Here is a 14,192-nt window from a genome sequence, read left to right as displayed (position 1 = left end):
TCCCTTGATTTAACAAATACTTATTATAAGAGTTTTTTATTGAGAATAATATAATATTTATGGTTAATTATAAATTTTTTGATACAATTTTTGATATTTTTCTAAAATGATTTTTCTACGCATTTTCATAGTAGGTGTGAGGTGACCATCGTCAATAGTCCATTCATTTGGAGTAATTTGAAACTTCTTAATTTGTTCCCATTTCCCAAATTTTTGATTGTAAAAATTAACTTCTTTTTGAATTCGTTTAATCAGTTTCTTGTCGGTAGTTACATCTACAATCTTGTGATTATGTCTTTTTGCCCATTCTTTTACAAACTCAAAATTTATCTGAATTAAGGCAGCTGGCATTTTTTGGGCTTCACCAATTACCATAATCTGTTCTATAAAACGAGATTGTTTAAATTCGCTTTCTAAGGCCGCAGGTACAATATATTTACCACCAGAAGTTTTGAAAATTTCTTTTTTTCGATCAGTGATTTTTAAAAAGCCCTCATCATCTATAATACCTATATCACCTGTGTGTAAAAAGCCCTCAATAATTGTTTTTTTAGTAAGTTCGGGTTGTTTGTAATATCCCATCATAATATTATCACCCTTCATCAAAATCTCTCCATCTTCTGCAATTTTAATTATAACGCCTTTTAAGGGTTTACCAACAGTTCCAATTTTAAAATTGTGATTTCTCATATCGTTTACAGAACCTGTTGGTGCAGCTTCTGTCATCCCATAACCTTCAAAAATAGGGATGTTTGCTGCTGTAAAAATTCGAATTAGTTTTGGCTGTAGAGGAGCACTACCCGAAACCATATATTCTATGTGGTTGCCTAATGCAGCTCTCCATTTTGAGAAAATAAGTTTGTTAGCTATTCTTAATTTAAAATGATACCAAGCACCATTTTTATGATAAGGTTCAAATTTTTCTCCAAGTTCAAGTGCCCAAAAGAAAAGCCATTTTTTTACTCCTTTTAAGCTACTGCCTTTATCTACAATTTTATCAAATATTTTCTCTAAAAGCCTTGGTACAACTGCTAAATAATGGGGTTTCACTTCTCTAATATTGTCTCCAATTTTCTCTAAACTTTCCGCAAAATAAGTTTCGGCGCTTCTATATTGATTGTAGTAAGATGAAGCTCTTTCAAAAATATGACATATGGGTAAGTAACTTAGAATTCGAATCGAGTTTTTATCGATATTTTGTAAAGATGCTTTTGTGGCAAAAACGGCAGTAATAATATTTTTATGACTAAGCATGACTCCTTTTGGAGTACCTGTGGTACCCGATGTGTATATAATAGTAGCCAAATCTTCTGATTTTACTTTTTGTTTGAGTTCTTCTATTTTAGGTTGATGATTCTCTTTTTCGCCCAATTCAAGAAAAGTATTCCATCCATAATCCGATTCAAATTCTTCTAGAGAATAAATGTTTTTAAGTTGTGTTTTTGATGCTACAGATTTTACTTTTTTATAAATTTCATTATTAGAAACAAAACAATATTTTGCATCAGAATGATTTAAAATATATTCGTAATCTTTTTCTGATAGCGTTGCGTAAAGTGGAATATTCTGAGCGCCAATTTGTAATACACCGATATCTAAAATATGCCAATTAGGATTATTGTTTTCAGTAATTACAGCAATTTTGTCATTTGGTTTTACTCCCAGAGAAAGTAACGAAGCACTAACCTTATTAGCCGAATTAATATATTCTTGAGTAGAAATGGAATGCCAAACATCGTTTTTCTTAAAATTAAAACTCTTATTAATGGGTTTGTTTATTTGTTGATAATAAGCAAAATCGAAAAGACGAGTAACTTGGTTGTACATAAAATTAAATTAATAGTACAATATAATAAAGTATTTTTACTAAAAGTTGAAAATAAATTTAAGTAAAAAAATAGGCTAACTACTTTTAAAGCAGTTAGCCAGTTTTGTTACAGGTTAGCCCCTAATCCAACCCATTTCAATATTGGTGCAATTTAAAATTAATTGAGATATAAAAAACAGGTATTTATACCTATTTTTTATCAATTAAATATTTACTGAAACTTTTTCCGTTAATTTTAGTATACTTAGAATCAATATCGTAGGCAACTTTCATGTTAGAGATGTTAAAATCTCCAGAGACTTTCATGTACTTGATATTTAAATCTTCTTCGAAGTTTGTGTTTTTAAAGGAAACACCATTATTAAATTGAGTGTATTTAAAAGTAGCAGAATTTTTAAAAACTGAGTTAGAAAAACTGACATTCTTTCTAAATTTAGCATATTTAAATGTGGCAACTTCATCGAAAGTAGTGTTAGCAAAACTAATATCTTGATCAAACTTGGCATATTTAAATGTGCTATCATCATCAAAAGAACTTCCAGAGAAATCTGAGTTTCTTTCAAAGCGAGAGTATTTAAACATTGCCTTACGCTCAAATTTACAGTCTTTAAAAATAGCAATATCTTCAAAGCTTGCTACAAATGTATAACCACTGTCCTCATCAGGAATATAAGCTAAAACATCATCTTGAAATGTGCAGTTTTTAAAAGAAATTTTTACATCTATTAGTTTTTTTATGGTGTTGTCATTATCACCATTCCACCAACTATTCTTTTTTCTTTTTGGAAGTTTGGTCATAGCTTCATCCATATAAGTAAAATCTAAAACTCCCACAATTGTAGAATTTGTAATAGATATTGATTTACTAGCCTTTATATCTTTCATAATTTCTGATGCTTTTACTGTTTTTTGAGTAAATGCAATTGTAGAAACTAGAAATAAGCTCAATGCTATAAGAGTAATTTTTTTTTTCATTGTTTTGAGTTTTTTAAGTGTTTACACATTAATGACATTTCATATCTTAAATTGTGACACATTCAGAGTATTTTTAAAAGATTCTTATCTTTTTTAAAGAAAAAATTAAGGAATAACCAAAAGTGAATACCGTTTGTTTAATATAGCTTTAGTTGTAGTGTAAGATACTCATTTTATGATTTTTATCATTTTTATTTTTTTAGATTTCTGTTACTTTTAGAACAACTAAAGACAAAGTTGCGATTAATAATTTTTAAATAGACATATTATGGAAATATTACAAGAAGTAAAATCCCGTGTGTATAAATTTGGGGATAAATCTGCAGACGGAAACAGTACAATGAAAAATCTTTTAGGAGGAAAAGGAGCAAATTTGGCAGAAATGAGCTTAATAGGAATTCCGGTTCCTCCAGGATTTACAATCACCACAGAAGTTTGTACAGAGTATAACTTATTAGGAAAAGATACGGTTGTTAATTTAATTAAAAGAGAAGTTGAAGAATCTATAGAAAATATTGAAACTTTAATGGGGACTAAATTTGGCGACAAAAAAAATCCTTTATTAATCTCTGTAAGATCAGGGGCTAGAGTATCTATGCCAGGAATGATGGATACTGTGCTTAATTTAGGAATGAATGATGAAGTAGTTTTAGGGTTGGCAAAAAAGACCAATAACCAACAATTTGCCTGGGACTCTTACAGGCGCTTTATACAAATGTATGGTGGTGTTGTTTTAGGAATGAAACCAGCTTCAAAAGATGATATTGATCCTTTTGAAGAAATCATGGAAAACCTAAAAGAAAAAAGAGGCATAGAATTAGATACCGAGTTTACCATACAAGATTTAAAAGATTTAGTTTTTGATTTTAAAGCAGCCGTTAAAAAAAGAACAGGAAATGATTTTCCAACCAATCCTTGGGATCAACTTTGGGGAGCTATTATCGCTGTTTTTAATAGTTGGAATGGAGATAGAGCTGTGTATTACAGAGCTATGAACGGTTACCCAGCAGAATGGGGAACAGCTGTAAATGTGCAAGCAATGGTGTATGGAAATATGGGCGAAAACTCTGGAACTGGAGTTTGCTTTACTAGAGATGCAGGTACTGGAGAAAATGTGTTTAATGGAGAATATTTAATCAATGCGCAAGGTGAGGATGTTGTGGCAGGGGTTAGAACTCCACAACAAATTACAAAATTAGGCTCTAAACGTTGGGCAGAATTAGCGAAAGTTGAGGAGGTAGATAGAATAGAAAATTATCCTTCTTTAGAAGAGTTGATGCCATCGATTTTTAATGAATTAAATACCTATCAAGATATTTTAGAAAAACATTATAGAGATATGCAAGATATGGAGTTTACGATGCAAGATGGTAAACTTTGGATATTGCAAACTAGAAACGGAAAACGTACAGGTGCTGCTATGGTTAAAATAGCTATGGATTTGCTAAAAGAGGGAATGATTGATGAGAAAGAAGCATTACTTATGGTAGAACCCAATAAATTGGATGAATTATTACACCCAATATTCGATGCAAATGCCTTAAAAAGTGCAAACGTAATTGCTCAAGGTTTACCAGCGTCACCTGGAGCAGCAACAGGTAAAATTGTATTTTTTGCAGACGAGGCAGCTAAATACAAAAACAGTATTTTAGTGAGAATTGAAACGTCACCTGAAGATTTAGAAGGTATGAATATTGCCAAAGGAATTTTAACAGCAAGAGGAGGTATGACCTCTCATGCTGCTGTTGTAGCTCGTGGAATGGGTAAATGCTGTATTTCTGGCGCTGGTGCTTTAAAAATTAATTATAAGAGACGTATTTTAATGGTAGATGGTATTGAGTATCATGATGGAGATTGGATTTCATTAAATGGTTCTACTGGGAACATCATTGAAGGAAAAGTAGCAACAATGGAACCAGAATTGAGTGGTGAGTTTGCGGAGTTAATGAAGCTTTCTAACAAATATGCTGTTATGAAAGTAAGAACCAACGCAGATAGTCCTAAAGATGCAAGAATTGCTCGTACTTTCGGGGCTCAAGGTATTGGATTAACAAGAACTGAACATATGTTTTTTGACATTGACAGAATTAAGGCAATGCGTGAAATGATTTTAGCAAACACTGTAAAAGGTAGGAAATTAGCTTTAGAAGACTTATTACCAATGCAACGTGAAGATTTTGAGGGTATTTTTGAAGCAATGCAAGGTTTACCTGTAACCATTCGTTTGCTAGACCCACCATTACATGAGTTTGTGCCTCATCAATTGGCAACTCAAAAAGATTTAGCTGATGAAATGCATATTTCTTTACAAGCGGTTAAGAATAAAGTAGCAGAACTAGAGGAATTCAATCCAATGTTAGGTCATAGGGGATGTAGGTTGGGAAATACTTATCCTGAGATTACAGAAATGCAATCGAGAGCAATTATTGAGGCTGCTTTAAATTTAAAAGAGAGAGGTATAATTTGTAAACCAGAAATAATGATTCCTCTGGTAGGAACTGTAAAAGAATTTGAAGCTCAAGAGAAAATAGTAAGAGCTACTGCAAAAGGTATATTTAAAGAACGAAATGAAACAGTAGAGTACTTTGTTGGAACCATGATCGAAGTTCCAAGAGCAGCTTTAATGGCGGATAAAATCGCAGAAAAAGCAGATTTCTTTTCATTTGGAACAAACGATTTAACACAAATGACATTTGGATATTCTCGTGATGACGCAGGAAAATTTTTACCTATTTATATTGAAAAAGGAATTCTTAAAAATGACCCTTTTGAAATTTTAGATCAAGAAGGAGTAGGGCAATTGGTTAAAATGGCAACAGAAAGAGGTAGAAATACTAAACCAAATTTAAAAGTTGGTATTTGTGGAGAACATGGAGGAGAACCAAGTTCAGTAGAATTCTGTTATAATTCAGGAATGGATTATGTAAGCTGTTCACCTTTTAGAGTGCCAATTGCAAGATTGGTGTCTGCGCAGGCTACTATTAAATCAATTCAATAATATTTCCATAATATAAAAATTGATGAAGAAACCCAGAAGTTTATAAGCTTTTGGGTTTTGTTTTACGAATTTTCATCAATAATAAAAGTACTTGTTTTAGACATATAAAAAGACCAAATAAATTTGGCCTTTTTAAACTTCATAACAAGTTTTTATTTTTATATTATAAATACTTCCCCCAAAATATTTAATATATAATTAAAACAAATATAGTAAAGATGAAAAAAATGGTTATGTAAAAAATCGTAAGGTTTAATTTTTTAGCGCTTCTTTTACAATTACATATTCTTCCTTAAAAAACTGATTTGGAGATTTCGATGTAAAGGATTTAAAGTCTCTTGAAAAATGAGATTCATCATAATAATTGTACATATAAATTAAATCTTTAAGTTCTACAGCGTTGTTTTCATATTGCCTCATTAAGTTTAAAAAACGATGAAGACGAATGTACTTCGCAGGTGTTAAGCCTACCATTTTTTTAAATTGAGTTTCTAAAGTCTTTTGACCAAAAGGAATAAAATTTAGCAATTCATTTACAGAAAGCATTCCTTCTTTTTGATGAATGATTGCTACTACTTTGTCTATAGCAAGTGTGTTTTTATTTTCAATTAAAGGTAATTGTAAAAGTAAATTCTCTACTTCTTCGAAAAGCTTTTTAAAATTTTGATTGTATTTCTCACAAATTTCCTCAAACTTTTTTGACAATTCAGTGTCTATTAGTTTGAAAAAATGATTTTTATTGGTGAATTTTGAGATATCTAAATTGGTGAGTTTGTATAGTGCAGTTGGTTTAAAGTTAAAACCACATGCAAATCCGACCTCGTCAACCATAAATTCGTATGAATTGTAAAACTGACCATTTAAAATTAAACCTTTAAGATTTGTAGTGTTATTATTGATGCAGGTTTTTTGTCCTTTTCCATAAACATAAGTAAATCCAGTAAACCCTAATGGAATCATTATGGTTTTAAAAGGAAGACGCTCTTTTGAATAAGAAATATGATAAAACTCCTCAATTAAATGAGATGTTTTATGGATATCAAAATAGGTAAGCTTCATAGAATCTAAATATCTAATTTAAAAATAGATAAAAAATTCTATAAAGCTCTAATTTTTATTGGTTATCCAATTTTTAGCATTTATAAAAGCTTCTAACCAAGGAGAAACTTCATCTTTTCTACCTTGCGGATAATTAGCCCAGTTCCACTGAAAAATAGAACGTTCTATATGTGGCATAGTAACTAAATGACGTCCTGTTTTATCACATAACATAGCTGTATTAAAGTCAGAACCATTAGGATTGTTAGGATAACCTTCATAACCATATTTAGCTACAATATTGTATTTTTCTTCTGTTAATGGTAAATTAAACTTTCCTTCACCATGAGAAATCCAAACACCTAATTCTGTTCCTGCTAGAGATGATAACATTATAGAATTATTTTCTTGAATTTTTACAGAAGTAAATGAACTTTCGTGTTTTTGAGAATCATTATGATGCATTTTTCCATGAACTTTATGTTCAGGATTTATAAGGTCTAATTCCATCCAAAGTTGACAACCATTACAAATACCTACAGATAAAGTATCTTCTCTTTTAAAGAAATTCTTTAAAGCTGTGTTTGCTTTCTCATTGTATTTAAATGCACCTGCCCAACCTTTTGCAGAACCTAAAACATCTGAGTTAGAGAACCCACCAACAGCTCCAATAAACTGAATATCTTCTAAAGTTTCACGACCAGAAATTAAATCTGTCATATGAACATCTTTTACATCAAAACCAGCTAAATACATAGCATTAGCCATTTCACGTTCTGAGTTAGATCCTTTTTCACGAATTATGGCAGCTTTAGGTCTTTTTTTACCAGTTTCAGGCAATTTACCCGTAAAATTCTCTGGAAACGTATAACGTAAAGGTTGACTTTTATAATTATCAAACCTATCTTTTGCTAAATTATTAGCCGTTTGTTTTTGATCTAATAAAAATGATGTTTTGTACCAAACATCTCTTAATTGAGCAACATCAAAAGAGAAATTATCTTCATTATTTTTGATGTTTATTTTTCCTGAATTATTTGCAGTTCCAATATTGAAAAATTCGATATTGTTTTCTGATAAAACAGTTTCTACAGAAGCGTCTGCTTGGAAAACTATTCCTGAATTCTCTGCAAATAACACTTTTATAGAATCTTCTTCGTGTAAAGATGAAATGTTAAAATCTGCTCCTAAATTTACATCAGCAAAAGACATTTCTAGTAAAGTGGTAATTAATCCACCAGAGGCAACATCATGACCAGCAGTAATTTTATCTGCTTTAATTAAGTTTTGAATAGTATTAAAAACGGTTTTTACGTAAGCCGTATTTTTTACATCAGGAGCCTCATTTCCAATAGTATTTAAAACCTGATTGAAAGAACTTCCTCCTAACTTAAAATCGTCTTGAGAGATATTTATATAATAAATATTTCCTCCATCAACTTGTAAAACAGGCTCTACAACTCTAGCAATATCATTACAGTTTGCGGCTGCAGAAATAATTACAGTTCCTGGAGAAATTACATCTCCATCTGGGTATTTTTGCTTCATCGAAAGCGAGTCTTTACCTGTAGGAACGTTAATGCCTAAGTCAATTGCAAATTCAGAAACTGCTTTTACAGCTTTGTATAAACGTGCATCTTCACCTTCGTTTTTACAAGGCCACATCCAGTTTGCAGAAAGTGATACAGAAGCTAAATTGTCTTTTAAAGGAGCCCAAATAATATTGGTTAAAGACTCTGTAATAGAGTTTCTACTACCCGCTTCTGGGTGAATTAATCCAGAAATAGGAGAATGCCCTATTGAAGTAGCAATTCCTTCTTTTCCTTTATAATCTAACGCCATAACACCAACATTGTTTAATGGAATTTGTAACGAACCAACACACTGTTGTTTCGCAACTTTACCACCAACACATCTGTCTACTTTATTTGTTAACCAATCTTTACAAGCTACAGCTTCTAATTGTAAAACTTGCTCTAAATAGATTTGTAAATTCTTGGTTTTATAACGTGGGTTTTTGTAATTTCTTTTAACAGAGTTGTCTGTTAAGATGGTTTTAGGAGAAGAACCAAACATGTCTTCCATTGCCAAATCCATAGGTTTGTCACCTTTGGTTTCCGATTCAAAAGTAAAACGATCATCACCAGTAACATCACCAACCGTATACATTGGAGAACGCTCTCGTTCTGCAATTTTTTGCAACGTTTCTGTATGTTTTTGGGCAATTACCAATCCCATTCTTTCCTGAGATTCGTTCCCAATAATTTCTTTAGCAGATAATGTTGGATCACCAACAGGTAACTTGTCTAAATCTATTTTTCCACCTGTATCTTCTACCAATTCAGACAAACAATTTAAATGCCCACCTGCACCATGGTCGTGTATAGAAACAATAAAATTCTCATCACTTTCTACCATTCCACGAACCGCATTTGCTGCACGTTTTTGCATTTCTGGATTAGAACGTTGTACTGCGTTTAATTCGATTCCTGAAGCAAATTCTCCAGTATCTGCAGAAGAAACAGCAGCACCACCCATACCAATTCTATAGTTTTCTCCACCAAGAATTACAATTTTATCACCAGCTGTAGGCGTATCTTTTAGAGCTTGTTCTGCTTTTCCATACCCAATTCCACCAGCTTGCATAATTACTTTGTCAAAACCTAATTTTCTAGGAGCTGCATCACTTGAAGCTGCATTTTCTTCGTGTTCAAAAGTTAATACAGAACCTGTAATTAAAGGTTGCCCAAATTTGTTTCCAAAGTCAGAAGCTCCATTAGAAGCTTTTATTAAAATATCAATAGGTGTTTGGTATAACCACTTTCTAGCTTCAAACTTTTGTTCCCAAGGTCTGTTTTCTTCTAAACGAGAATATGAAGTCATGTATACCGCAGTTCCTGCCAAAGGTAAAGAACCTTTACCACCTGCAAGTCTATCTCTAATTTCTCCACCAGAACCAGTTGCAGCACCGTTAAACGGCTCTACAGTTGTAGGGAAATTATGCGTTTCTGCTTTTAAAGAAATTACAGAATTAAAATCTTTGGCTTCGTAAAAATCTGGTTTATCTGCTGTTATAGGAGCAAATTGCTCCACTTTTGGACCTTTTATAAACGCAACATTGTCTTTATAAGCAGAAACAATATCATTAGGATTTTGTTGAGACGTTTCTTTTATCATCTTAAATAAAGAAGTTGGTTGTTCTTCTCCATCAATAACAAAAGTTCCATTAAATATTTTATGACGACAGTGTTCTGAGTTTACTTGACTGAATCCAAAAACCTCAGAATCTGTTAATTTTCTTCCTATTTTATTAGCTACACCTTCTAAATAATCAACTTCTTCATCACTTAAAGATAAACCTTCTTGTTGGTTGTATGCTGCAATATCATCAATTTCTAAAATAGCTTCTGGTGTAATGTTTATGGTAAACATTTCTTGATGCAAGCTCGAAAATTTTTCAGAAATCATTGGGTCAAAATCAGAAAAATCTTCTGTACAAGCTTTAAATTCTTCAATTCTAATAATATCAGAAATCCCCATATTTTGAGTAATTTCTACAGCATTTGTACTCCAAGGTGTTATCATTGCTGCTCTTGGACCAATAAAAAAAGCGTCGATTGATGACGCTTCTATTTTAGGTTGATTTCCAAATAACCAAGTTAATTTAGAAATTGTTTCAGTGTTTAATTCTTTTGTTGTTTGAACAGCGAAAACTTTGCTGTTTTTGTTTCCAAAGAAATGAATCATTATAAAGTTGTGTTTGCGTGTTGTTGTAAAAATGCAAATTTACTTTTTTTAGACTGAATTATAATGAATTTTTTTGTGGAAATTAATGAATTATTTTACTATTGTTTTATAAACTTTTTAGAAGTAGATTTTGAACCAGAAATTAACTTAATAACATAGACCCCAGGTTGTAAGTCTTTTAAATGAATTGAGTTAGTTCCGGAAGAGATGTTTTCTCTACGAATTAATTTTCCTAGAACATTGTAAATATCGGCTTTAATATTATCTAAACTAGAAATAAATAGTTTATTACCATCAGCAGGATTTGGAAATATTTTAACATCTTTAAAAGTTTTTATATTATTAACATTTAAAGTACTTGTAAAAGACCCAATTCCATCAAAAGTATTCTCCGGAAAAGATGTCCATTCACCTCGTTCACTAAAAGTTGTATTAGGTCCACTAACGTCTCCATTTCTTCTTAAAGTTACGTCTTTTATATGATTACTGCTGTTGTTTAGTTCTCCAACAATATCTATTAAAACTCCATTTTTAAATAAGCCAACAGGATCGTTTCCGTTAAAATTTACAGGAGATGCATATTTGTAGGGAGCGTCTTGGTTGCTAGGAACTACTAAGTCAGCATTAGACGTTAATTTACTATTCGAAGCGCCAGCATTTAGAATAACAAATACATCATTTGGTAAAATATTTGCAGAAGAACCCTGAACAATAAACTCAGTTTTATCTAGAGGTAAGTTATCCACCCAATTACCACCATTAGATTGTTTTTGAAGAGAGTAACCCGCTAAATTGATTGTTTTTCCGGTAAGATTTACAATTTCTATTGCTTTATTATTACCACCATTTGGTTCAACATATTCAGAGATAAACAGTTCTGTAGCAACTCCAGTACCAGCAGCTACAGTTGTTATATTTATTGATGCAGATTGAGGTGATGTATTACCAGAAGTATCTTTAGAAATTACATAACTAGTATATGAAGTTAAAGGAGTTAGACCAGTAACGGAAGCAGATAAGGTTTGTACATTTGTGTTAAAAATACCATTTACATAAACATCATATGAAGCTATTTGATTGTTATCTGTAGCAGCAGTCCAAGAAATTGTAAAAGAAGTATCAGAAATGTTACTAGAGTTTAAGTTAGAAGGCGCGCTTGGGGGTAAAGTATCTTCTAAAGTTTTTGCATTAACAACAGTGCTTTTAGCAGACTTATTATTTTTTAAATCTTTTGCAAGAATACTTACAGCATAAGTTGTATTGGGGGTTAAGTCAGTAATTGTTACTGATGTTGCTGTTGTAGTTTGTTTGGTTAAAACATTGTTTACAAAAATATCATAACCTGTTACTGCCTCATTATCTGTTGAAGCCGTCCATGAGACATCGAAAGAAGTAAAGTTAATGTTACTTATTGAAAGGTTAGTAGGAATGGAAGGCGCTTCAGTATCATTAGTTGTATAAATACCCCAAGTATCTTGAGCAGAATCTCCACCCCAAATTCTTGTTGCTAAAAATGGATTATCTACAAAAGGGTTACGATTACCTTGAGCAGCTGTATTATTTGAGTTTTCATGGTAAGTATTTCTTGCTCTTTCAAAATCAGAAACTGGATCTTCTACATTCCATCTTAAAAATAAATCGATCATATCATCTGGTGTGTTACTATTATTACCAACACCTACTGCAGAAGGTAAGCATTGATTTCCATAGCGCAAATACATATACATTATCATTCTTGCCACGTCTCCTTTCCACTCATCACCAGGATAATAAGCAGCAGTATTTGGGCCATCTAAACCATCATGAAAATCTAAACTCGAAAAACCAGAATTACCAGAACCACGACCAAATTTACGATTGCTTCTAGATGAATTTCTACTAGGGTCTGAAGGTCTTAAGTGATGAGCATCAGCTCCTGGACCAACGGTTCCTAAATTAGGGTTTCCTAAAGATCTTGGAAACACATGTTCTCTGTTCCAGTTAGTTGTGCTACCACCATTATTATTTATACCTCTTGTTCTGTCATTATCTAGATTCGAATCTGTACCGTTTTCAAATCCGTAGATTAATAAAACTTCATTAGCATTATTAGGGTTAACATCTGTTATTTTTGATGCAATCCATACGTCTGGTGTGTAGTCTAAAAATTTAGTATGAGTGTTGGTAATTTTTGTTGCTAAAGCATTTTTAAGTGCTAAACCTGTTAACTGAAGATTTACATCACTGTAATATGATTCTTGAGCACTTAAAAATGTGGTGATAAATGCAAAAATATAAAGTAATTTTTTTTTCATTGTTAAGTATTTAAAAAATTAAGAATCTCTTTTTTTTACATTTTTTTTTCTAATAAAGCCATGTAAAATCCATCAAATCCAGAAATATGAGCTAAAACTTTTTTGTCTTTCACAAATATAAACTCTTTTCCGGCTTCAGATGTTAAAAAATTGTCAACTTGATGTTGATTTTCAGAGGGCAAGATAGAGCAAGTGGCATAAACCATTTTTCCACCTGGTTTTACCATTTTAGAATATTGTTGTAAAACCTCTTGTTGTATCTTTTTTATATTGTCTATAAATTCTGGTTGTAATTTCCATTTAGAATCCGGATTTCTACGGATAACACCTAAACCAGAACAAGGTGCATCAATTAAAACTCTATCTGCTTTTCCGTATAATTTTTTAATCGGTTTAGTAGAATCTATAACTTTATTTGTGATGTTATGAGCTTTGTTTCTTTTTGCTCGAATTTTTAATTTTTTCAATTTACTTTCGTAAATATCCATCGCAATAATTTGTCCTTTATTTTCCATTAATGCAGATAAATGTAATGTTTTTCCTCCAGCGCCAGCACAAGTATCTATAACTTTCATTCCAGGTTTTACATCTAAATATGCTGCAACTAATTGAGAGGAACCATCTTGTACTTCGAAATAACCATTATGAAATGCATCTGTTCTAAATACATTGGTTCTCTCTTCTAGAATTAATGCGTCAGAATGATTAGGAACAAACTGCGTATTTATATTTTCTGCTTTTAATTTTTTTTGAAGAAGCTCTTTAGAAATATTTAAGGTGTTGGTTCTTAAGATAACTTTTGCTTGTTTGTTTAAAGCAGCTATTTCTTTAGTCCAAGTATCTTCCCCTAATTCCGAGACACACAATTCATCCATCCAATCTGGAATTGATTCTCTAAATTTTCTTATTTTAGATAATTCATCAAAACGACCTTTAATTCTTCTTACAGGTACATCTCCAATTTGGTTCCAATCTGGTAAATCAATCCCTCTTAAAACGCACCAAACGGAAAATAATCTCCAGATATTATCTCTATCAAATGGTACTTTTACTTCTGCAATTTCAGCATATAATCGGTTCCAACGGACAATATCGTAGATAGTTTCTGCAACAAATTTACGGTCTCTAGCTCCCCAACGTTTATCACGTTTTAATGCTTTTTCTACAGCTTTATCTGCGTAAACCCCTTCGTTGAATATATCTCTGATGCTATCTATGACAGCAAAAGTTAAATTTCTGTGTAATCTCATGTTAAATGATTAGTGGGAGGCAAATATAAGGTAAATTAAAGGTTTAGTTTATGTTAAAGTTA

General features: G+C 31.7%; 7 protein-coding genes. 1 reads left to right on the top strand and 6 read right to left on the bottom strand.

Annotated elements, in window-relative coordinates; translation table 11 throughout:
• Positions 1–63 precede the first annotated feature (63 nt).
• Positions 64–1,827 carry an AMP-dependent synthetase/ligase gene (locus tag DIS07_RS10605; RefSeq protein WP_109405229.1) on the bottom strand — a complete coding sequence of 588 codons (1,764 nt, stop codon included), beginning with the start codon at positions 1,825–1,827 and terminating at the stop codon, positions 64–66.
• A 190-nt stretch (positions 1,828–2,017) separates the two neighbouring features.
• On the bottom strand, positions 2,018–2,803 hold the full coding sequence (locus DIS07_RS10600) for a pentapeptide repeat-containing protein (protein ID WP_109405228.1): 786 nt from the start codon (positions 2,801–2,803) through the stop codon (positions 2,018–2,020).
• A gap of 268 nt (positions 2,804–3,071) precedes the next feature.
• Here DIS07_RS10600 and ppdK point away from each other — a divergent pair, with 268 nt between their 5' ends.
• Positions 3,072–5,801, top strand: a complete 2,730-nt coding sequence (ppdK, locus tag DIS07_RS10595) for a pyruvate, phosphate dikinase (RefSeq protein ID WP_109405227.1) — start codon at positions 3,072–3,074, stop codon at positions 5,799–5,801.
• 252 nt (positions 5,802–6,053) lie between these two features.
• On the opposite strand, the gene DIS07_RS10590 is transcribed toward ppdK, so the two are convergent.
• The 4 genes from DIS07_RS10590 to DIS07_RS10575 form a co-directional block, all read right to left on the bottom strand.
• A complete protein-coding gene (locus DIS07_RS10590) occupies positions 6,054–6,860 on the bottom strand; it encodes a helix-turn-helix domain-containing protein (protein ID WP_109405226.1) in 807 nt (268 codons plus the stop codon).
• 48 nt (positions 6,861–6,908) lie between these two features.
• Positions 6,909–10,586 (bottom strand): phosphoribosylformylglycinamidine synthase, encoded by a 3,678-nt coding sequence (gene purL / locus DIS07_RS10585; protein ID WP_109405225.1) that lies wholly within the window; start codon positions 10,584–10,586, stop codon positions 6,909–6,911.
• Between the two features lie 98 nt (positions 10,587–10,684).
• Positions 10,685–12,880 carry an endonuclease gene (locus DIS07_RS10580; RefSeq protein ID WP_109405224.1) on the bottom strand — a complete coding sequence of 732 codons (2,196 nt, stop codon included), beginning with the start codon at positions 12,878–12,880 and terminating at the stop codon, positions 10,685–10,687.
• A gap of 35 nt (positions 12,881–12,915) precedes the next feature.
• On the bottom strand, positions 12,916–14,130 hold the full coding sequence (locus DIS07_RS10575; RefSeq protein WP_109405223.1) for an RsmB/NOP family class I SAM-dependent RNA methyltransferase: 1,215 nt from the start codon (positions 14,128–14,130) through the stop codon (positions 12,916–12,918).
• Between the last annotated feature and the right edge of the window lie 62 nt (positions 14,131–14,192).

Source organism: Polaribacter aquimarinus (assembly GCF_003129485.1).
Lineage (GTDB): Bacteria > Bacteroidota > Bacteroidia > Flavobacteriales > Flavobacteriaceae > Polaribacter > Polaribacter aquimarinus.
Note: the sequence above shows the minus strand (reverse complement) of the source record. Positions and strands in the feature narration are given on the sequence as shown.